General features: G+C 55.4%; 17 protein-coding genes. 12 read left to right on the top strand and 5 right to left on the bottom strand.

What is annotated here, in order from left to right; translation table 11 throughout:
• Positions 1 to 120 precede the first annotated feature (120 nt).
• Positions 121 to 723 carry a peroxiredoxin gene (locus tag JF535_RS09170; RefSeq protein ID WP_207001407.1) on the bottom strand — a complete coding sequence of 201 codons (603 nt, stop codon included), beginning with the start codon at positions 721 to 723 and terminating at the stop codon, positions 121 to 123.
• 383 nt (positions 724 to 1106) lie between these two features.
• Between JF535_RS09170 and JF535_RS09165 the strand changes: the two genes are divergently transcribed.
• From JF535_RS09165 to bfr, 3 genes are all read left to right on the top strand, one after another.
• Positions 1107 to 1319: a bacterioferritin-associated ferredoxin gene (locus JF535_RS09165; RefSeq protein WP_066965659.1), complete on the top strand. Its 213-nt coding sequence runs from the start codon at positions 1107 to 1109 to the stop codon at positions 1317 to 1319.
• Positions 1320 to 1514: 195 nt separating this feature from the next.
• Positions 1515 to 2849, top strand: a complete 1335-nt coding sequence (locus tag JF535_RS09160) for a DUF2254 domain-containing protein (protein ID WP_207001405.1) — start codon at positions 1515 to 1517, stop codon at positions 2847 to 2849.
• A gap of 402 nt (positions 2850 to 3251) precedes the next feature.
• On the top strand, positions 3252 to 3734 hold the full coding sequence (gene bfr / locus JF535_RS09155; protein WP_066965668.1) for a bacterioferritin: 483 nt from the start codon (positions 3252 to 3254) through the stop codon (positions 3732 to 3734).
• 70 nt (positions 3735 to 3804) lie between these two features.
• Here bfr and grxD read toward each other — a convergent pair whose 3' ends face one another.
• Positions 3805 to 4149: a Grx4 family monothiol glutaredoxin gene (gene grxD / locus JF535_RS09150; protein ID WP_207001403.1), complete on the bottom strand. Its 345-nt coding sequence runs from the start codon at positions 4147 to 4149 to the stop codon at positions 3805 to 3807.
• A gap of 282 nt (positions 4150 to 4431) precedes the next feature.
• Between grxD and JF535_RS09145 the strand changes: the two genes are divergently transcribed.
• The 6 genes from JF535_RS09145 (at position 4432) to JF535_RS09120 (ending at position 14682) form a co-directional block, all read left to right on the top strand.
• Entirely contained in the window at positions 4432 to 5619 is a 1188-nt protein-coding gene (locus tag JF535_RS09145) for an acetylornithine/succinylornithine family transaminase (RefSeq protein ID WP_207001401.1), read from the top strand.
• Positions 5620 to 5637: 18 nt separating this feature from the next.
• Positions 5638 to 6552, top strand: coding sequence for an ornithine carbamoyltransferase (gene argF / locus JF535_RS09140; RefSeq protein WP_207001399.1), 915 nt, complete (start codon positions 5638 to 5640; stop codon positions 6550 to 6552).
• A 956-nt stretch (positions 6553 to 7508) separates the two neighbouring features.
• A complete protein-coding gene (locus JF535_RS09135) occupies positions 7509 to 10442 on the top strand; it encodes a ribonucleoside-diphosphate reductase subunit alpha (protein WP_207001397.1) in 2934 nt (977 codons plus the stop codon).
• Positions 10443 to 10655: 213 nt separating this feature from the next.
• Positions 10656 to 11957, top strand: a complete 1302-nt coding sequence (locus tag JF535_RS09130) for a ribonucleotide-diphosphate reductase subunit beta (protein ID WP_207001395.1) — start codon at positions 10656 to 10658, stop codon at positions 11955 to 11957.
• Between the two features lie 226 nt (positions 11958 to 12183).
• The gene (locus JF535_RS09125) at positions 12184 to 13836 is read left to right on the top strand and encodes a P-loop ATPase, Sll1717 family (RefSeq protein ID WP_207001393.1); all 1653 of its coding nucleotides are present in this window, start codon (positions 12184 to 12186) and stop codon (positions 13834 to 13836) included.
• 318 nt (positions 13837 to 14154) lie between these two features.
• Positions 14155 to 14682 carry a hypothetical protein gene (locus tag JF535_RS09120; RefSeq protein ID WP_207001391.1) on the top strand — a complete coding sequence of 176 codons (528 nt, stop codon included), beginning with the start codon at positions 14155 to 14157 and terminating at the stop codon, positions 14680 to 14682.
• Positions 14683 to 14813: 131 nt separating this feature from the next.
• Here JF535_RS09120 and JF535_RS09115 read toward each other — a convergent pair whose 3' ends face one another.
• Positions 14814 to 15461: a GNAT family N-acetyltransferase gene (locus JF535_RS09115; RefSeq protein WP_207001389.1), complete on the bottom strand. Its 648-nt coding sequence runs from the start codon at positions 15459 to 15461 to the stop codon at positions 14814 to 14816.
• Positions 15462 to 15971: 510 nt separating this feature from the next.
• On the opposite strand from JF535_RS09115, the gene JF535_RS09110 reads away from it, so the two are divergent.
• The 3 genes from JF535_RS09110 (at position 15972) to JF535_RS09100 (ending at position 18437) form a co-directional block, all read left to right on the top strand.
• Positions 15972 to 16532, top strand: a complete 561-nt coding sequence (locus JF535_RS09110) for an NlpC/P60 family protein (RefSeq protein WP_207001387.1) — start codon at positions 15972 to 15974, stop codon at positions 16530 to 16532.
• 152 nt (positions 16533 to 16684) lie between these two features.
• Positions 16685 to 17365 carry a zinc metallopeptidase gene (locus JF535_RS09105; RefSeq protein ID WP_207001386.1) on the top strand — a complete coding sequence of 227 codons (681 nt, stop codon included), beginning with the start codon at positions 16685 to 16687 and terminating at the stop codon, positions 17363 to 17365.
• A 22-nt stretch (positions 17366 to 17387) separates the two neighbouring features.
• Positions 17388 to 18437 carry an oxidoreductase gene (locus JF535_RS09100; protein WP_207001384.1) on the top strand — a complete coding sequence of 350 codons (1050 nt, stop codon included), beginning with the start codon at positions 17388 to 17390 and terminating at the stop codon, positions 18435 to 18437.
• 751 nt (positions 18438 to 19188) lie between these two features.
• On the opposite strand, the gene JF535_RS09095 is transcribed toward JF535_RS09100, so the two are convergent.
• Both JF535_RS09095 and JF535_RS09090 read right to left on the bottom strand, forming a co-directional pair.
• Positions 19189 to 20391, bottom strand: a complete 1203-nt coding sequence (locus JF535_RS09095; RefSeq protein ID WP_207001382.1) for a helix-turn-helix transcriptional regulator — start codon at positions 20389 to 20391, stop codon at positions 19189 to 19191.
• A 19-nt stretch (positions 20392 to 20410) separates the two neighbouring features.
• A complete protein-coding gene (locus JF535_RS09090; protein WP_207001380.1) occupies positions 20411 to 20656 on the bottom strand; it encodes a hypothetical protein in 246 nt (81 codons plus the stop codon).
• Between the last annotated feature and the right edge of the window lie 126 nt (positions 20657 to 20782).

Genomic DNA, 20782 nt, shown 5'->3' with positions numbered 1-20782 from the left:
ACAAACGCGCACTCTGGGCAGGTCTGGACATGCATACACCCCGCTTCCAGGCATAAAAAAACCGCCTTGCGGCGGTTTTCACGCGGCGGGGGCAAATTCTGCCCCCGGCTCAGACAAACCTTACAGCTTGTCGGAGTTCTCGCTCAGGTAAGCGGCAACACCTTCCGGAGAAGCGTTCATGCCCTTGTCGCCTTCCTGCCAGCCAGCCGGACACACTTCACCGTGCTCCTGGTGGAACGCCAGTGCGTCTACCATGCGCAGCATTTCGTCTACGTTACGGCCCAGCGGCAGGTCGTTCACTACCTGGTGGCGAACAGTGCCTTCTTCGTCGATCAGGAAGGAACCACGGAAAGCAACGCCGCCTTCGGACTCAACGTCGTAAGCCTGGCAGATTTCGTGCTTAACGTCGGCAACCAGGGTGTACTGTACCTGGCCGATACCGCCTTCGTTGACGGAGGTGTTACGCCAAGCATTGTGAGAGAACTGGGAGTCGATGGACACACCAATCACTTCAACGCCACGCTTTTTGAACTCTTCAAAGCGGTGATCGAAAGCGATCAGCTCGGAAGGACATACGAAAGTGAAGTCCAGCGGGTAGAAGAAGATAACCGCTTTCTTGCCTTTGATGGTTTCTGCGAGGTTGAACGCGTCAACGATCTCGCCATTACCCAGTACTGCAGCGGCGGTGAAGTCCGGAGCGGGCTTGCCTACTAATACGGCCATGAGAACCTCCTCAATGAGATAAATGTTTTACTTTAGGGGTGTTCAATTTATAACCAATAGCTATAAATTAACGAATGCTTGATAGGGGGCCGCTATGATACACAGGCACCTATGCCTGTCCCATTAAATTTTTATATAAACGCGATAGCAGGCGCCTCACGGTCAGACACGCACCGCCTCGCCCCCAGACACCCGCACCCCACCGCGCAAAAAACCGCACCAGGCACCTTGACTGCCCAGTCCAAAATGCACTTTCCGGTCACTTTCCGGCCAACTAGAATAATTAACGAACGGGAGCATAATCTTATTGACACTTATTCTCATTACCAATAAGATCAACATCCGTTTGAAAGTTAAGCTTATTTCCGCCAGGGTCAACAGCGATGTACGTTTGTATCTGTAAAGGCATCACCGACAGCCAGATCAAAGAAGCCGTGTACGATGGCTCCACTTCGGTTAAAGCCCTGCGCCGCCATCTGGGCGTGTCCTCGCAGTGTGGCCGTTGTGCAGAGCTGACTCAGGAAATCATCGACGAAACCATGACTGCCGGCATGATGGCCAATACCAACAGCGCCCTCTTCTACTCTGCGGGCTGAGTGCACGATTCAGCCGCACTAGGGCACCGCGATTCACGGTGCCCACAGTTACTTGCGGCCTTGCTACCCCTCCCGCTGTTACCGCCCCTTCCCTGAACACATCCATCTGGCAAGCTCCCCCTGCTGTCCTATCTTTAAGTGCCACGACCGCCGCCAAGTACCACGGCCGGTCGCCAGTCACTTGAAACGGACGCCATGAAGCATCAGCTCCTGCATATTTCAGAGCGGTTACGCGCCAGCTTCTGGGTAATTCCGGCGATCATGATGGCCGCGGCCATTCTGCTCGCTCAGGGGTGTCTTGCCTTTGACCAACATCGGGACCTGGATCAACTGCCCGGTTTGGGCTGGCTGACACTGCGCGACCCGGACAGTGCCCGCGCGCTGCTTGCCGCCATCGCCAGCTCTACCATCACCGTCGCCGGCACCGTGTTTTCCATCACCACCGTCGCCCTTACTCTCGCCTCCAATCAATTTGGCCCGAGACTGGTACGCAACTTTATCCGCGACCGCGGCACTCAAATATCGCTGGGCATCTTTCTCTCGACTTTCGTTTATGCGCTGCTGGCAATGCGTGGCATCGACACCAGTGTGCCGGGTAACCGCCACACGCTGACCATCAGCTTCGCCCTGTTACTCACGCTGGCCTGTATTGCCTACCTGATTTACTTTATCCACAACGTGGCGCAGTCGATCCAGATCGACAACATCACCTTCCGGATAAACAGCGAGTTCCGCGCGGCGCTGGATGGCATCTACCCCCGCGAGCACTGCCTGGATCCACGCTTCCGCCGCCAGGACCTGAGAAAAATCCATCTCGGTGATGATGTCCTGGGTGTGCGGGCGCACAAAGAGGGGTACGTGCAACGCATCGATCGTCAAAAATTGATCGACTGGGCCAGCGAACACCAGTGCTGTATCTGGCTGGATATGCACCCCGGAACCTTCCTGTACCACTGGGGAAGCGTCGCCCGGATTTACAACCCGCCCCGACACATGGACACCCGCGCCATTGAAGATGTTGTTCTCGGAGCCATTGCACTGGGGCCGCAGCCAACCGCCGAGCAGGATGTGATTTTTTCGGTCCGGCAACTGGCACAGATTGCCGTACGGGCACTGTCACCGGGCATCAATGATCCGTTTACCGCCTACACCTGTATCGACCGCCTGATTGACGGAATGGGCATAGTGCTGCAGCGCCCCGAACTACCCAATTGCTTTAGCGACGACGAGGATGTGCTACGTCTGGTCACCATTGAGCTGGACTTTGCCGATGTGCTGGCCGCGGCGCTGGACGAAATCCGGGAGTATGGCCGCGACAGCGGTGTGGTAATGCGTCACCTGTTAAGCGCACTGAACGAGCTGGCGGAAATCTGTACCCGAGACGCCGACCGCAAGGCCATGCGGACGCTTATCGAGCGACTGGAAGAAGACTGCAGCAAAGGCGTTCAGGACAGTTTCGACAGCACTACGGTACAAAAGCAACTCAATGCCATGCGCAATACACTCAACGCCCGCCCTCCCCAGAAATAGCCCGCAACGAATTTCCTTCATTAAAAACGCCTATTCAGTAGGCAAACTACCTTCCATGGGGTGACCGAATGTACGGCCTGTACCAGCGCCGACCAAAACAATCTAAACGGCAATCATTCTCGTTGTAGTTCTCTGCCTTTTTCCCGTTAATTTTCCCGCTTTTTTCTCGCACGTTCGCCGACATTCCGCGCTTGACTTGTCCATTTCCTCAACGCAAACTCCACACAATCTTGCGTTGCTGACTCTACAATTCTGGAAGTATTTGCAAGGGTATCCCGAAGACATCCGCAATGGTGTCCACCGGAATTTCCCGCAGCTTTCAATTAAAAATTTTCAGCGCCAACGGTTTTTGACCCATACATTTCCGCACAGGACACAGCCAAGCGGCTCAAGGAGAACACCATGAAAGGCGATCCCAAAGTCATCGAACATTTGAACAAGGCACTGGGAAACGAGCTGATTGCCATCAACCAGTATTTTCTGCACTCCCGCATGTTCAAGGACTGGGGGCTGAAGGAGCTGGCCGATAAGGAGTACCACGAGTCCATCGACGAAATGAAACACGCCGATTGGCTGATCGAGCGAATCCTGTTTCTCGAGGGTATTCCGAACCTGCAACACCTGGGCAAACTGCTGATCGGTGAAAACACCGAAGAAATGCTCAAGTGCGACCTGAAGCTCGAGCAAAAAGCCATCCCCGATCTGCGCGATGGCATCGCCTACTGCGAGTCCGTACGTGATTACGGTAGCCGCGAGCTGCTGGAAAAAATCCTGGACTCAGAAGAAGAGCACGTAGACTGGCTGGAAACCCAGCTGAGCCTGATCGACAAGGTCGGCCTGCAAAACTACCTGCAAACCCAGATGGCTAGCGCCTCGGAAGAGTAAGCCCCGCAAAACCCGGGCATAAAAAAACCGCGGCCAGTGCCGCGGTTTTTTTGTGGGCGGAAAACGTCGATTACTGAGCGTCGCCGGCGCCCTCTTCGGCACCCTTGGCCGCTTCTTCAATCAGGGTCTTCAGCTCGCCATTCTCATACATTTCCATAATGATGTCGCAGCCGCCGATCAGCTCCTGCTTTACCCACAACTGCGGGAAGGTCGGCCAGTTGGCGTACTTCGGCAGCTCCGCACGGATATCCGGGTTCGCCAGAATGTCCACATAGGCAAAGCGCTGGCCACAGGCCATGATCGCCTGGGATGCACGCATGGAAAAACCGCACTGGGGGGCGTTAGGGCTGCCTTTCATATAAAGCAGGATGTCATTGTCGGCAATCTGCTTTTTGATGTTTTCCAGAGTATCCATAGTGGAAGCAAACCTCGGGTTGGGGAATTTCCGGCACCGGCGACCGGTACCAATCCATCTTGAAAGCGCGCATTGTACCCGATTCCCGAGTGAGCGCACGCCCCTGCCACCGCGCCGCTCAGATACCCTATTAAGGTACTCTCTCCAGATGCACTCTGGTGGTGCCGCCGCCAGGCTGTGCTAGTATTGCCGGCTTTCCGGAGAAATTGCGGACAGAGCGCGCCTGAGGCGTATTTTCTGCGGTTTCTCCTGTCTCGGCCCACTCACAGAGGAGATCGCAAAGTGGCCAGTCCCGCGTTGATGCATAACTACGGTAACAGAACCCTGACCCTGGTCAGAGGTGAAGGCAACTACGTTTGGGACGACAACGGCCGACGATACCTCGATGCCCTCTCCGGGATTGCTGTGTGCGGCCTCGGCCACTGCCACCCGGCCGTCACCCAGGCGATTCAGGAGCAAGCCAATACGCTGCTGCACGTGTCCAATTTGTACAACATCCCGCCCCAGGAACAGCTCGCTGAAAAGCTCGTGTCCCTGTCCGGCATGGACAACGTGTTTTTCTCCAACTCCGGTGCGGAGGCCAATGAGGCGGCCATCAAGCTGGCGCGCAAGCTCGGCAACGAGCGCGGCCTCGCCTGCCCAAAAATCATCGTGACCGACGGCGCCTTCCACGGCCGTACCCTCGCCACCCTGACGGCCACCGGCAACCCAAAAGTGCAGCAGGGTTTTGCCCCCTTGCCCGAGGGCTTCCTGCGCGTGCCCTTCAACGACGTAGCCGCGATCGAAACCCTGGCGAGCCAGCACGATGACATCGTGGCCATCCTGGTGGAGCCGATTCAGGGGGAAGGCGGAATCCGCATCCCCGATGGGGATTACCTGCCCGGCCTGCGCCGCCTGTGCGACCAGCACAATTGGCTGCTGATGCTGGATGAAATCCAGACGGCCAATGGCCGCAGCGGCAAGCTGTTTGCTTACCAGCACCACCCGGGCCTGCTGCCAGATGTGGTGACCACGGCCAAAGGCCTGGGCAACGGCGTCCCCATCGGCGCCTGCCTGGCCCGCGGCGACGCCGCGACCCTGTTTACCGCCGGTGCCCACGGCTCCACTTTTGGCGGTAACCCGCTGGCGTGCCGCGCCGGCCTCGCGGTGCTCGAAACACTGGAAAACGAATGGCTCATCGAGCGCGCGGAAAAACTCGGTGCGCAACTGCTGGATCAACTCAACCGCGAGCTGGCAAACTGTACCCGGGTCAACGAGATTCGCGGGCTTGGCCTGCTGATCGGTATTGAGCTGGATCGCCCCTGCGCAGAACTGGTCGAGCAGGCCCGCGCCCAGGGCATGCTGATCAATGTTACCGCCGGCAACGTGGTGCGCCTGCTGCCACCACTGACCCTCACCGACGCCGAGTGCAGCCAGGTCGCAACCACCGTCGCCGCACTGGTACGCGACTTCGCCCAACAGGCCGCCTGATTTACGGAGGATTTACCCATGGCAGTCAGACACTTCCTTACCCTGATGGACCTGAGCAAAGACGAGCTGCGCAACATTATTGAGCGCGCCATTGAACTCAAGGCCCTGCGCAACCAGGGCGTAGCCAGCGAACCCTTTCGCAATAAAGTTCTGGGAATGATTTTCGAGAAGTCCTCGACACGCACCCGGGTCTCTTTCGAGGCCGGCATGGCGCAGATGGGCGGCAGCGCGCTGTTCCTGTCCCCCCGCGATACCCAGCTGGGCCGCGGCGAACCCATCGAAGACAGCGCACGGGTGATCTCGCGCATGGTGGACATGGTGATGATCCGCACCTTCGGCCACAACGTGCTCGAGCGCTTTGCGGAATACAGCAAGGTGCCGGTGATCAATGCCCTGTCCGACAGCTACCACCCCTGCCAGCTACTGGCCGACCTGCAGACCTATGTCGAGCATCGCGGTAGCCCGGAAGGCAAAGTGGTGACCTGGGTAGGCGACGGCAACAACATGTGCCACTCCTACATTAATGCCGCACGCCAGTACGACTTCGAACTGCGCATTGCCTGCCCGGAAGGGTACGACCCGGACGAGAGCATCGTTGCCGCCGCGGGCGACCGGGTGTCGATTTTCCGCAAACCGGAAGACGCGGTACGCGGTTCCGACTGGGTTGCCACCGATGTGTGGGCCTCCATGGGCCAGGAGACCGAACAGCAGATTCGCCTCAAGGCCTTTGAGGGCTTCCTGGTTGACCATGAGCTGATGAGCCACGCCAACAGCGACGCCGTGTTCATGCACTGCCTGCCGGCGCACCGCGGTGAGGAAGTCAGTGGCGAGCTGCTGGAAGACGACAAGATTTCGGTGGTGTGGGACGAGGCCGAGAACCGCTTGCACGCGCAAAAGGCCCTGATGGAATTCCTGCAGGACAACAGCAACTGATTGCGCCTTCCTCAACCCCAGACGAGAGGCGCCGGACATACCTCCGGCGCTTCTTTGCCGCCCAATATTGTCGCCCGACATTCGGCAAAGTTGTCCACAACTGGCGCTGCGTAAAAAACACCCAACAAAGGTCTCAGGCGCCACCTGTCAGAGCTGTACAAACTGACCTGGCAGTGCCCCTTTGATCAGCGAATAATCAAGCCTTGCGGGTTATTGCCCCGCTTAATTTAAGACCCGCTTACTATTAAAAAATATTCTTAAAAACACCCGCCTTCAAAAGCGCCTGGTCATTTTTTATACCCAGCTAGCAGTGGCGGGCGCTGGCGGCGGAAAAAATCCACGTCGCCCGGCCTACCCACAAATTATCCACAAGTAACCCCGAAGTTATCCGCCTTGAATTACCCCCTCAATCGCATTATCTTGTTGCTCATCCGAGGTCGAACCCCAACATATAGGGTTTGAGTAGCCCTGAAGGGCTACGCAAAGTGCTCCCGAGCAGGTGTATAACCTGGCGAAAGCGGCACAGAGCGCAAATTCCAGACCACAACATATTGTGTTTGGCCTCAACCGTACCAACTAGCAGCAACCTGCCCACAGGCGGGTATCGGGAAAAGTGGATAACGGTGGATAACTAACGCGAGGGAAACCCCGCGCAGCCATCCACCCACCGAGCCATCGGTACCATACCCCGAGCGCTGGGCGGCATCGACGTTCATACGCAGTCTCAAGCAGTACCCCACAAGAGTTACCCGAGCGGAGCCGCGGCTTCGCCGACACTGCTTGTGCCTGCGACTTGTACAGACTGCCCCAGCGGCCCGGTGTATCGCCGTGTTCAGTAGGCAGCGGTAAAGAATGTTCGGCCACAAGCCGGCGTACGCACTATTTGTTACGCAAAAACCAAAGCAAAAACCAAAGCAAGTCGACCAGACACGCGCGCAAACTTTACGGAGAATTTCATGCACACAGAGACAGGGCGCTCCCAGTCTGTGCCCAACGGCACTACCAAGGAATCGGTAACAGACCAAGCCAGCAGCACCTCTTTGGCTGCCACGGCCCCCGGTCAGGTCCGCGTCATCAAGCGCAATGGCACCGTCGTACCTTATGACGACAGCAAAATCTCCGTGGCCGTCACCAAGGCATTCCTCGCGGTTGAGGGCGGTACTGCCGCAGCGTCCAGCCGTATCCACGAGCGCGTGGCCGACCTGGTTTCCCACATCAGTGCGACGTTCAAGCGTCGCATGCCCTCCGGCGGCACCATTCACATCGAAGAAATTCAGGACCAGGTCGAACTGGAGCTGATGCGTGCTGGCGAACACAAGATTGCCCGTGACTACGTGCTGTACCGCGAAGAGCACGCGCGCCTGCGTGCTCAGAAAGAAAAAGAAAAGCCGGCGGCCCAGCCTGCCGCTGCCCACCCGAGCATCCGGGTAAAAATGGAAGACGGTTCTCTGGTACCGCTGGACATGGAGCGCCTGCGCACCATCGTGCAAGAAGCCTGTGAAGGTCTCACCGATGTAGACGGCGAGGTAATCCTGAACGAAGCGCTGAAAAACCTGTACGACGGCGTTTCCGAAACCGACATCAATACCGCGCTGGTAATTACCGCGCGCACCCTGGTGGAACAGGAACCCAACTACACCTACGCCACCGCATTCCTGCTGCTGGACAAGCTGCGCGCCGAAGCACTGCGCTTCCTGGGTGTCGCCGAGTCCGCCACCCAGCAGGAAATGAAAGCCCTGTACAAGCCGGCACTGGCCGCCTACGTGGCCAAAGGTATCGAACTGGAACTGCTGGACCCGGCACTGGCCAACTTCGACCTGGAAAAACTGGGCGACGCCATCAAGCCCGAGTGCGATCACCAGTTCACCTACCTCGGCCTGCAGACCCTGTACGACCGCTACTTCCTGCACTCCGACGACGTGCGCTTCGAACTGCCGCAGCTGTTCTTCATGCGCGTGTCCATGGGCCTCGCTATCAATGAAGAGAACCCGAACGAGCGCGCCATCGAGTTCTACAACCTGCTGAGCTCTTTCGACTACATGAGCTCCACCCCAACCCTGTTCAACGCCGGTACCCTGCGTCCGCAGCTGTCCTCCTGCTACCTGACCACCGTGCCCGACGACCTGCACGGTATTTACGGTGCCATTCAGGACAACGCCATGCTGTCCAAGTGGGCCGGCGGCCTGGGTAACGACTGGACGCCAGTGCGTTCGCTCGGTTCCTACATCAAAGGCACCAACGGCAAATCCCAGGGTGTTGTGCCCTTCCTGAAAGTGGCCAACGACACCGCGGTAGCGGTGAACCAGGGCGGCAAGCGCAAGGGCGCGGTGTGTGCCTACCTGGAAACCTGGCACCTGGATATCGAAGAATTCCTCGAGCTGCGCAAGAACACCGGTGACGACCGTCGCCGTACCCACGACATGAACACCGCCAACTGGGTGCCGGACCTGTTCATGAAGCGTGTGTTCGAAGACAAAGAGTGGACCCTCTTCTCTCCGGCAGACACCCCGGACCTGCACGACCTGTTCGGTGACAAGTTCGAAGAGCGCTACACCCACTACGAAAACCTGGCCGCCACCGGCAAGCTGAAGCTGCACAAGAAAGTGCGCGCGCTGGACCTGTGGCGCAAGATGCTGGGCATGCTGTTTGAAACCGGCCACCCCTGGATCACCTTCAAGGACGCCTGTAACCTGCGCAGCCCGCAGCAGCACGCCGGTGTGGTACACAGCTCCAACCTGTGCACCGAGATCACCCTGAACACCAAGGCGAACGACGAAATCGCGGTCTGTAACCTGGGCTCGGTCAACCTGTCCCAGCACATTGGCGAAGACGGCAAGCTCGACATGGTCAAGCTGGAAGGCACCGTGAAGACCGCCGTGCGCATGCTCGATAACGTCATCGACATCAACTACTACTCCGTGGAAACCGCGCGTCAGTCCAACATGCGCCACCGTCCGGTGGGCCTGGGCCTGATGGGCTTCCAGGACGCGCTGTACAAGGCCGGCATCTCCTACTCCAGCGATGAAGCCGTACAGTTCGCCGACACCACCATGGAAGCGATCAGCTACTACGCCATTTCCACCTCCAGTGATCTGGCGGCGGAACGCGGCAGCTACACCAGCTACGAAGGTTCCCTGTGGAGCCAGGGCATCCTGCCGATCGACTCCATCGAAATCCTGGCCAAGAACCGCGGCGAGCAGTTCATCGACCAGGACACCAGCAGCACCCTGGATTGGGACGTGGTGCGCAACAAGGTTGCCAGCCAGGGCATGCGTAACTCCAACGTCATGGCCATCGCCCCGACCGCAACCATCGCCAACATTACCGGCGTATCCCAGTCCATCGAGCCCACGTACCAGAACCTGTACGTGAAATCGAACCTGTCTGGCGAATTCACCGTCGTGAACCCCTACCTGGTACACGACCTGAAAGCCCGCGGCCTGTGGGACAAGGTGATGGTCAATGACCTCAAGTACTACGAAGGTTCCGTGCAGAAGATCGACCGCATCCCGGCCGACCTGAAAGCCAAGTACGCCACCGCATTTGAAGTGGAGCCGCGCTGGATCGTGGACGCCGCCAGCCGCCGTCAGAAGTGGATCGATCAGGCCCAGTCCCTGAACCTCTACATCGCCGGCGCCAATGGCAAGAAGCTGGATCTCACCTACCGCATGGCCTGGTACCGCGGTTTGAAAACCACCTACTACCTGCGTGCACTGGCTGCCACCTCCACGGAGAAATCCACCGTGAACAGCGGCACCCTGAACGCAGTAAGTTCCGGTGGCGCCCCGGCCGCCAGCGCAGCCCCGGCAGCACCGCAAGCCGAGCCAGCACCGGCAGCCGTACCCGCGGCCTGCTCACTGGACGACCCGGACTGCGAAGCCTGCCAGTAAGCGTCACGCTGTTTTAAAGACTCTCGGGGGAGAGCACCGCGCAACGCCGCGAACCAATCGCGGCAATGCGCAACCAAGACCATAAGCGCCGCCCCGGCACCGGGCCAACACTCAGTACAAGAGTGAACACCCGGGTCGGGCGCAGGCCGCACACGACACACTTTCGATCGCCTGTGCCACCACAGGGGTCACCGGAAAAAATAAGGGGAAGTCATGCTGAGCTGGGACGATATCGATTCCAAACCCGAAACAGGAGCCCTCAGCGGCCAACAACAGAAAGCCGAACCGCAACCGGTGCCGGGAGCACTGCCATCCGAGCAGCAGGCAGTCACCGAACCCGGCGCTAACTACCAGGTAGATAGCGCCAGCAGTGCCCCGGCACCGACCGCGGCCCAAAGCCAATCCAGCACCGCCTCCGCGTCTTCCGCGGTAGAAGCCGCGCGCGCCGCAGTGAGCGAGCTGGACCCGGCCCCGGGCCTCGAAGAACTGGAAATGGGCGCCGCCCGTATCCAGGTGGACGAAAAGCGCATCATCAACTGCCGCGCCGACCTGAACCAGCTGGTACCGTTCAAATACGACTGGGCCTGGCAGAAATACCTCGACGGCTGTGCCAACCACTGGATGCCGCAGGAAGTGAACATGAACAAAGACGTGTCCATGTGGAAAGACCCCAACGGTCTGACCGAGGACGAGCGTCGCATCGTGGAATACTCCCTGGGTTACTTCTCCACCGCCGACTCCCTGGTAGCCAACAACCTGGTGCTGGCCATCTACCGCCACATCACCAACCCGGAATGCCGCCAGTACATCCTGCGTCAGTCCTTTGAAGAAGCCATCCACACCCACGCCTACCAGTACTGTGTAGAGTCCCTGGGCATGGACGAAGGCGAAGTCTTCAACATGTACCGCGAAGTCCCGAGCGTTGCCAAGAAAGCCGCCTGGAGCCTCGCGCACACCGGCTCCATCAGCGACCCCAACTTCAAGACCGGCACCGTAGAAACCGACCAGGAACTGTTGCGCAACCTGATCGCCTTCTACGCAGTTACTGAAGGCATCTTCTTCTACTGTGGCTTCACCCAGATCCTGTCCATGGGCCGCCGCAACAAGATGACCGGCGTTGCCGAGCAGTTCCAGTACATCCTGCGCGATGAGTCGATGCACCTCAATTTTGGTATCGACGTCATCAACCAGATCAAACTGGAAAACCCGCACCTGTGGACCGACGCGTTCCAGCAGGAAGTGACGCAGATGGTTCTGGAAGGTATGGAACTGGAAGTGGCCTACGCCCGCGACACCATGCCCCGCGGCGTACTCGGCATGAATGCCGCGATGATGGAAGAATACCTCCACTTCATCGCCAACCGCCGCCTGAGCCAGCTGGGCCTGAAAGAACAGTTCCCCGGCGCCCAGAACCCCTTCCCCTGGATGTCCGAGATCATGGACCTGCGCAAGGAGAAGAACTTCTTCGAAACGCGGGTTATTGAATACCAGACTGGCGGTGCACTGCAGTGGTAACGCACTGAGAACACATCGACCGTAGATAAGGAATACCTACAAGAAAGAGTCGCTCACAGGATGAGAGGTATTGAAGCGGATGTATCGCGAGATGCATCCGCTTTTTTTATAACGATCACATACAAAGTAATTACCACCTCTCCTCTCCCTCCTCCCGGTAGCTCTATCAATTAGGCAAAAGCAAGATTAGTTAATTAATGCTCATCAAGAAACAATAAGTGGAAAAATGGCAAAAGTAGCTAGGCAAGATTTTATTTTCAAAAAACACATGTCAGTTGGCGAAGCAGACGCAGAAAATGACACTCAATTCTTGGCGGAATGCTTTGTAGACATTGGAGATTATGAAGTTGTAGAGAACACTGAAAATTCGCAGTCGATCGTACTTGGAAGAACTGGAATAGGTAAAAGTGCGCTAATCGAACAGTTAGAAAATAATTCTGAACGCGTAATCCGAATAGAACCAGAAGCCCTTGCACTAAGGCATATATCAAACTCCACAATCCTAAAATTTTTCGAGGAAATTGGCGTAAACTTAGATATATTTTACAACCTACTCTGGCAGCACACTTTTGCCGTAGAGCTAATAAAAAATAAATACAATATTGATTCTGCCCATGCAAAAACAAAATTTATAGATCAAATTTCTTCTTTACTAAGCGGAAACCACAAAAAACAACAGGCCCTAAATTACATAGAAGAATGGGGCGATAAGTTCTGGGTTGACACAGAAACGCGAATAAAAGAGTTTACAGATAAACTTGAGGCAAACCTAAAATCATCAATAGACTCAAATGTTCCTGGAATTAAAATTTCCGGTACAGCAGGCGCAACACTATCTGAAGAACAAAAATCAGAAGTAATTCACTACGGAAAAAAAGTAGTAAGCACAGTACAAATTGAGAAACTCTCGAAAATCGTTCACTTACTCGCCGAAGACATATTCAACGATCGACAGCAAAAAACTTACATCCTAATTGACAGACTCGATGAAAACTGGGTCGACGATGACCTTAGATATAAACTAATAAAATCATTAATAGAAACTATAAAAAAATTCAGAAACATTAAACCGGTAAAAATAGTAATAACATTAAGAACAGACCTCCTAAATAGAGTTTTGGAAAAAACAGTAGATTCTGGATTCCAGCCAGAGAAATATAACAGCCTATATTTAAAAATGGGCTGGAACAAAGAACAACTAAAATGCCTATTAGATAAACGCGTAAACCAGCTATTGAAAAATAAATATACCAATAGCGATGTCTACTTCGAAGACATATTTCCCAGCAAGATCGACAAAACAACTTCCCTGGATTACATAATCGACAGAACACTCCTTCGCCCAAGAGATGCAATTGTATTTGTGAATGAATGCCTAATTGAAGCGCAAGGAAAAACTGAAATAACCGGAGCAATGATAAAGCAAGCCGAACTTGCTTACTCCCAAGGCCGCTTAGACTCACTAAAATTTGAATGGCAGGTCGAACATCCACTATTAGGGAAATACATTGAATTACTCCACCAAAAAACTAGTAGATTCAAAGTAAATAGCATTTCAGATGAAGAGTTAGAACTAATAATCCTTGAATTGGCTGAGCTAGAAGAGGAAACTGGAGATATCGCAGTAAAAAATGCTCACGCCTATTTAAAGTCTGAATACCCCTCTTCTCAAGCACTCATGATGCAGCTAAGGCAGAATATCCTTTTTATACTTTACAAAATAGGCGTCATTGGAATTAAGGTGGATGGAACTAGTTCAGTTAGATGGGGACATGATAGAACTCAAAACTTAACCCCCAAAATGATCGACACAACTTCAATCGTACATATTCATAAAATTCTATGGCGATGCTTAGCAATAGATAAAAGGGTAACTTAGCCAATGCGATTATCTGCTTAGAAATAAATGGGGTCAGATCAAACTTTTGGCGTTCAAACACCCAACACAAAGATAAGCCAATAGCTTCACTTTACCGACTACCGACGACCCTAAGCTCGCACTGATCACTGGAGAAGTAATCCGCAATGACCGACAACAGCTGGGATAGTTTTGCCGAAGGATGGGACAGCAATAGCGATGTCATCACCTATTCGGAGCACGCCTTCCGGTCCCTTACCGACCCCCTTGAATAATTGGGGTCAGATCAAAGTTTTGACATGTATATTGCCCTACCCCCAGAACAACCAATGATGCAAGATGGACGAAATCAAGCTCAATTTTGCACTTTCAACGAGCAGACAATGCCCGGCGGGAAAATTCGAGGATAACCTTATGCAGGCACTGCTACTGATAGCGCTGCTAATCATCTCCACATCTGTAATGGCTGATGACATAGACAGCATTATCGAATACTCGGGTATAAGAGAGACCTTGGCGGAAACGAACCAGGCGTTCCTTCAAGACGCCTATCAAGACAACCCAGGATTGTCAGAGAAAAGCGATCTGGTTGAACGCTATTTCTCGGAAAATATAGAGCTTTCCAATTTCAGGCCAGAACTGGAGAGGCTACTGAAGGACAACTTCAGCACCGCTGAACTCAGGGCTATTTCCAATGCGCTATCAGGGAGCGAAAAGAAATCCGACCGATTCCAGTTTTATGGAACCGAACTCGGCCAGAGGTGGCTCACTGTCGACGGTCAATTCAGCGATATAGTTCTGCTGGGTGCCGCCAAGAAGATCATGGACCCAGACAACGGTCTCGCTAATTTTTTACACAATAATTAGCGAGAGGGTAGCTCTCTCACCGTAATGCCATCGATATGGTAACGTGACATCTGTAATGGCCATACGCACTCATCATCCCCGGCCATCGTGCCCCTATTCCCAATCCATAGCGGTGGGGGCCCACTTTGCTTTCACCAATATCCTGGGTCACTCAATGCCGCAACACAATGGGTGGCCCCTTGCATGGCGGGAACCGGCTCGCCATCGAGAGATTGGGCCAGCCAACCAATGGGCTGGCTGAGCGGATAAGGCGCGGCGACCATATCTTCGCCAATTTGCTGGAAGCCGGTTTTCGAATAGAAAGCAGGGTCACCGTAAGTAAATACCAAGCGCGCATCGCGCGATCGCAGCTCATCCAGCCCGTAACGAATCAGCCTTTGTCCTACTCCTGTCCCCTGTACATCGGTGGCTATGGCGACGGGTGAGAGAATAAAGGCTGTCGCTCCATTCGGCACGGTGAAGCGGCTGAAAAAGATGCTACCCGTAATACGGTTTCCGCATTTGGCCACACACCCGAGTAAATCATCTGGCGCCGTTTGCTCAATCAAATGCGAGACCAGGGTGGCGATTGTTTCACCTTCGGCGGCCCCCTCCGAGACGGAGAACACGGACCGGAACAGGGCGATAACCTGCTCGGCCTCCGATTCATCAAACAACTTGCAATGCATCAATTCCGACCCCGTCGTTTGTGGCAGTGATGAGACCTGCGGCGGTGAAAACCAGCGGTAGCGCGCCACTACACCGGAAAGTCTCCAGGTCAGTATAATAATCAGGGCCAAATTTTTGCGGTACAGTCAGGCTTTGGCATATAAAACGATACTCTCTTGAACACGACCGCCCCATGCCTCACGCGCTGATCGCCCTGGCCATAGCGGCCGTTATCGTCGGTCCCCATCGGTGGGTGTGTTTTGTACTCTGGCGGCACGCCACCGAAATCGGTGATATGCCCGGGTCTGGCGCGGAACTAAATATATGGGTCAGATCAACATGCTGACATTGAACCCCACTAGCAAAAATTCGCTGGGTAGACAGAGAACAGAATGTTAAGGGCAGAGCTGAGATTTAACGCACAAACCCGCCCCCAACTCGATTCGCCGCCACTGGCCTACACGATCAAAAAGCGCACAGGAATCGCGAGCAGCCTGAGTGCAAACATGCGCGCTTGGATTACCCGGAAACTAAGCGGTTCAGCGTCGATTCAGCCAGAACCGGTACGATGGTGTCATCCTAAAACCAACCTCGGCCGCTCCCAGTGGGCGCTGTTTGCTGTATTGGCACTGATGTAACCGATGAAAAGAAAGCTGCTGCCCTACTCCCTCGCGATCCTGACAACCGCCGGCTGCAGCATGGCGCCCTATCAGCATTCGCCAGATGACGCCGCCGACGCCTCGCACAGCCCCGCCACAGGACGCCCGCAGCCCGCCCAACCACCCACGCCCGAACCCGCGCCCTCACCGGCTGAATTGCTCAAGGCCAGCCTGTACCAGCAACATCAGGCACGGAAGGGTATCCCGTACCGACTGGGCGGTATGAGCAGGCGCGGCATCGACTGCTCAGCGCTGGTGTACCTCATCTACCGCGACCATATGGGAATCCAGCTGCCCCGCACCACTCAGTATCAGGCCGTGGCCGGCGAGGCCATTGAACAGGGCGAGTTGCGCCCCGGGGATCTGGTGTTTTTCAGAACCGGCCGCCGGGGCCGGCACGTGGGGATCTATATCGAGGAGGGAAAGTTTCTGCACGCTTCCGTGTCCAAGGGCGTCACCATCTCTCAGCTGACGGATTACTACTGGAAAAGCCGCTACTGGCGGGCACGCAGGCTGGACCTCGAATCCAGCAATCAGTCCTGATCACCCAGAGCGCCAGTGGCCACACCGCGCCCGCTGATCAACCGCTTCTATACGCCTTTACGCTGGAATAATCATCGGGGCCGGAGTAGAGTTTTGACGTCCGCCACAGCGACCCACCCAACCCCGCGACCTATTGAGCACGATCGCCACAGATGCCCTACGTATTGATCACCCTGGCCCTAGTGGCCCTTATCATCGGCCCCCAGCTGTGGGTGCGCTTTGTACTCTGGCGGCACTCCACTGAACTTGGTGATATGCCGGGGTCTGGCGCCGAACTGGCCAAACACCTGATCGAGCGCTACGAACTCGAGGGTGTAAAGGTGATCGAGGCCGGCAAGGACCAGAACTACTACTCGCCGTCGGAAAAGATCGTGGCACTGAGCCCTGACGTGTATCACGGCAAATCAGTCACCGCAGTGGCGGTGGCCGCCCATGAAGTGGGCCACGCAATGCAGTTCTGCCGCGAGGAGCCTATCTCCAAACTCCGGGACAAGTACCTGGGCCGGGCCGGCCAGATCCAGAAGATTGGCGCCACCATTCTGATCGCCGCCCCTATTCTCACCCTGCTGATCAAGTCACCGGTCATCTTCCTGTGGATTGGCGTGGTGGCGGTGATTACCATGCTCGCGTCCGCGCTGATGTACGTGGCGATACTGCCGGAAGAGTATGATGCGAGCTTCAACAAGGCGCTGCCGATACTGAGAGAGGGCTACCTGCCGGAACACCTGTGGGGCAAGGCCCACAGTGTGCTTAAGGCCTGCGCCCTGACCTACGTGGCCGGTGCCCTGCTGGACGTACTCAGGCTGTGGCGCTGGATACGATTTTTCCGATAAGTTCTGCGGAGCCCGCTTTACCATGACCACCACCGCCGAAATCAAAACCGCCCTAATCGGCTACGGTTTTTCCGCCACCACTTTTCACCTGCCGTTCATCCTGAACCTGCCGCCCTTCCGCTTTACCGCGGTCAGTACGTCCAAGGGAGAACAGGTCCAGCAACAGCACCCGGAGGTAGAGGTTTATGCGGAGCCGGAAGCCCTTTTAAGCCAGAGCGATGCCGACCTGGTAATCATCACCGCGCCCAACAAAGCGCACTTTGCATTGGCCAAGCTCGCCCTGCAGCAGGGCAAGCATGTGGTGCTGGAAAAGCCCTTTGTCACCCGCGTTGAACAGGGAGACGAGCTGATCGCACTGGCCCAAAAACAGCAGCGGGTATTGAGCGTTTACCACAACCGCCGTTGGGACGGTGACTTCCTGACGGTGCAGAAACTGATTGCCGATGGCCGCCTGGGTAGGGTGCGTTACTTTGAAAGCCACTTCGACCGTTTCCGCCCCGAGGTGCGCAAGCGCTGGCGGGAGTCTGCGGTAGAAGGCGGTGGCATCCTGTTCGACCTCGGGCCGCATATGCTCGACCAGGCGCTACAACTGTTTGGCCCACCGATGGCGATTACGGCACAGGTAAAAACCCTGCGCCCCCAGGCGGAAGTCGATGACTTTTTCCACCTCACCCTGCACTACCCAGAGCACTTGGCTGTGCTGCGCAGCAGCCCCTTCTGTGCCTCGCCTAACCTGCGCTTCGAGGTACAGGGTGAGACCGGCAATTTTATAAAGCGCGGCCTGGATCCTCAGGAAGATCACCTGAGATCAGGACAACTACCGGTTACCGAAACGTGGGCGCAGGAGCCCCCGGAGCAATACGGTCAGCTTTACTCAGCCGACGGGGTTACCACAATCCCCACAGAAACCGGCGGCTACCAGCATTACTATCATATGCTTGCGCGGGCCATTCTAGATGGTGGCGAAGTACCGGTGAGCGCAGAGCAGGCCCTGTGGAATATCCGCTTGATCCACCTGGCGCAGCAGAGCGCTGCCAGTGGCCAAACAATCCAGGTCGATCACAACAACTGATTTTCCCTGATAGGGCGCGCGCCCGAGCGCAAAACCCGCTGTGATACATACATTCTGCTTTGACCCTGGTCATGCAACTAACCACTCGAGCCCGGCGCCAGTGACCCGCTCGCGATGGAGGCTGGCCCCACGCCACCTCATCGTCCCGCAACCGGCGCAAGGGGCAAGACTTCGTCAATACACGGGTTATCGAATACCAAACCAGGGGTGTGCTGCAGTGGTGAGCCGCCAGCCAATCATTGCACTCACGGCAGAGAAGGGATTCCTACACAAAACAGTGACTCACAGAACGATAGGTACTGAAGCGGGCGAAAGCCCGCTTTTTTGTGGCAACGCACCTCATAAGGCCAAGCGTGCGTACCAGATAGTGTGCCTGCTCTCCCCTAACGAGAAGGGCGCTCAATAGGAGGAAGACTTATCTCATCGAATGAGACGTTTACGTGACATAGCTCTCTCTCAGGATACCCTGGCTTTGCCGCAGCTTCTGCGGTCAGCGCGCCAAATAACGCGGCGAGTACACACATAATCGTTGCCGTATCAATCGCGATGCGCACTGGTCGGGGCTGACTACTAAGCCACCTGGCACTCAGGTTTTTCGCCATCATCTCTCACCTCAGAAATATTATTTTATTATCCGAGGGTGAAATTATTCAAAAGTGACAGGATTTGCGTATCAAATCGGTGCAAATCCGAAGATGGCACTTACTATTTGCCCTTTCATGCAGCTAAGGGCCGCCCTGCCGATTAAAAACTAACCGGCCGGCTCTCGTACCGGCACCACCGCGAGTTCCGTTTTTCGAAACTGGGAAGGAGTAACCCCGGTATCCAGCTTGAATAGCCGATTGAACGTTGTCTTGCTGTTGTAGCCCGCACGTAAAGCGAGATCCAATACCGAAGTGTCCACTTGCTCCGGATCAGCCAGCGCAGCCTTTACCTCAGCCAAGCGATAACGATTCACATACTCAAAAAAATTACAGCCAAACTCTCTGTTTATCAGATTGGATAACAACTTGCTCGAAAGCGACACCTGGTGCGCCAGATCCTCCAGCCTGAGGTTGCTGTTTAGGTAGGGACGCGCCTGCGCCATGTGCCGCGAAAGCCTTTGAACTTGCTCAGCCGAATAGGCCTGCCGGTTATCCGCCTTGGCCTCTCCCACCTCTTCCAAGGTCCGCTGCGCCACCCGCTGACTTTCATAGCCACCGCCCAGCCCATAATACAAAAGACCGGATATCAGCAGCAGTTGACCATAATTGGCAAGAAGCCCAAGTGTGCCAAGGTCATCTGCGGCAACGGTACCGGCTCCAGCCACAAAATTGATTACCAAGTAAACAGTCAGATACAAAACGGTCCAGAGTCTCAGTCCGATGAAACCCAGCACCAGTATTTTCAGCCAGCGGTAGCTCAACAAGTCGACATTAGAGTACACATCCGACATATGCCGCTCATAACGAAGAATGGTCCACAGTGCCCAGCCCCCAAAGCTGGCCCGAACGAGATTGCGAACGTCCTCATACTGCTGCACCGATGCAGATTTGAGCAGCTGCAGCATAGGAGGCCCTTCAGAGGAGTCGAATGCTAAATGAACGGCGATAAATACCGCCAGATAGGCCGCGACAGGGGCCACTAAAATCAAGTCAAATCGCTGAAATTGCGTTCGCCTGAAAAGGACGCTGCGCACGTAAAGCAACAGAAGTGGCCCCTCCACCCAAAGAGCGAGCTCCAAGACAGAGAAAATCCAGGGGGTATGGCTGAGCACCCAGCTGTGAAAGCCCTCCCCCCACAACGCAAGCACATAGAACGCCACGAACGCCTGCGACAAAAGGAAGCCGCTGAGCCAAACATTTCGCCATCCTTGACTGTGCCTGCCAGCCATGGCGATGACGGCAAACAGGAGACAAAGATAGATAGTCACGAAAATCACGATATCGTGCGTATTAAATAGCACTATGTCCATACCGCCAAGCCGCCCGAATTCATACGTTGAGGCCAAAAAGCGTCACATCAACACCTTTTATATATCCCCGTATCTTGCCACTTTGTAAAAAGGATCGCCAACGCAGCGGCCCGATATTGGTCAAGAGCCCATAAGACGCATCCGCAAATAGTTTTAAAACCGGATCGCTAAAATCTACGGTCATTTTCCAGTCGCTGGCCTGCCTCCGAGTTATCGCCGATTCAATCCCGTTTACCGCAACCCAAAAGAAGCCTCTCCAATCCATGTTAGAAACACCATGCTAGGCGGGAAAATGACGTAAAAATCTGAAAGGCCAACTACGAGTTCGGTCAGGCCAATTCCATTTTTCTCGCCTACAACGACGAAGCAAAATAATTGCAACGATAAGAGT

It is taken from the genome of Microbulbifer salipaludis, from assembly GCF_017303155.1.
Lineage (GTDB): Bacteria > Pseudomonadota > Gammaproteobacteria > Pseudomonadales > Cellvibrionaceae > Microbulbifer > Microbulbifer salipaludis.
The sequence above is the reverse complement of the archived record's forward strand: the minus strand, read 5'-3'. Positions and strand labels throughout refer to the sequence as shown.

What these genes read in the sequence shown, in the direction of transcription:
- JF535_RS09170 (WP_207001407.1), bottom strand. Translation starts at nt 723, where the DNA reads ATGGCCGTATTAGTAGGCAAGCCCGCTCCGGACTTCACCGCCGCTGCA.
- JF535_RS09165 (WP_066965659.1), top strand. Translation starts at nt 1,107, where the DNA reads ATGTACGTTTGTATCTGTAAAGGCATCACCGACAGCCAGATCAAAGAA.
- JF535_RS09160 (WP_207001405.1), top strand. Translation starts at nt 1,515, where the DNA reads ATGAAGCATCAGCTCCTGCATATTTCAGAGCGGTTACGCGCCAGCTTC.
- bfr (WP_066965668.1), top strand. Translation starts at nt 3,252, where the DNA reads ATGAAAGGCGATCCCAAAGTCATCGAACATTTGAACAAGGCACTGGGA.
- grxD (WP_207001403.1), bottom strand. Translation starts at nt 4,149, where the DNA reads ATGGATACTCTGGAAAACATCAAAAAGCAGATTGCCGACAATGACATC.
- argF (WP_207001399.1), top strand. Translation starts at nt 5,638, where the DNA reads ATGGCAGTCAGACACTTCCTTACCCTGATGGACCTGAGCAAAGACGAG.
- JF535_RS09135 (WP_207001397.1), top strand. Translation starts at nt 7,509, where the DNA reads ATGCACACAGAGACAGGGCGCTCCCAGTCTGTGCCCAACGGCACTACC.
- JF535_RS09130 (WP_207001395.1), top strand. Translation starts at nt 10,656, where the DNA reads ATGCTGAGCTGGGACGATATCGATTCCAAACCCGAAACAGGAGCCCTC.
- JF535_RS09125 (WP_207001393.1), top strand. Translation starts at nt 12,184, where the DNA reads ATGGCAAAAGTAGCTAGGCAAGATTTTATTTTCAAAAAACACATGTCA.
- JF535_RS09120 (WP_207001391.1), top strand. Translation starts at nt 14,155, where the DNA reads ATGGACGAAATCAAGCTCAATTTTGCACTTTCAACGAGCAGACAATGC.
- JF535_RS09110 (WP_207001387.1), top strand. Translation starts at nt 15,972, where the DNA reads ATGAAAAGAAAGCTGCTGCCCTACTCCCTCGCGATCCTGACAACCGCC.
- JF535_RS09105 (WP_207001386.1), top strand. Translation starts at nt 16,685, where the DNA reads ATGCCCTACGTATTGATCACCCTGGCCCTAGTGGCCCTTATCATCGGC.
- JF535_RS09100 (WP_207001384.1), top strand. Translation starts at nt 17,388, where the DNA reads ATGACCACCACCGCCGAAATCAAAACCGCCCTAATCGGCTACGGTTTT.
- JF535_RS09095 (WP_207001382.1), bottom strand. Translation starts at nt 20,391, where the DNA reads ATGGACATAGTGCTATTTAATACGCACGATATCGTGATTTTCGTGACT.
- JF535_RS09090 (WP_207001380.1), bottom strand. Translation starts at nt 20,656, where the DNA reads ATGGATTGGAGAGGCTTCTTTTGGGTTGCGGTAAACGGGATTGAATCG.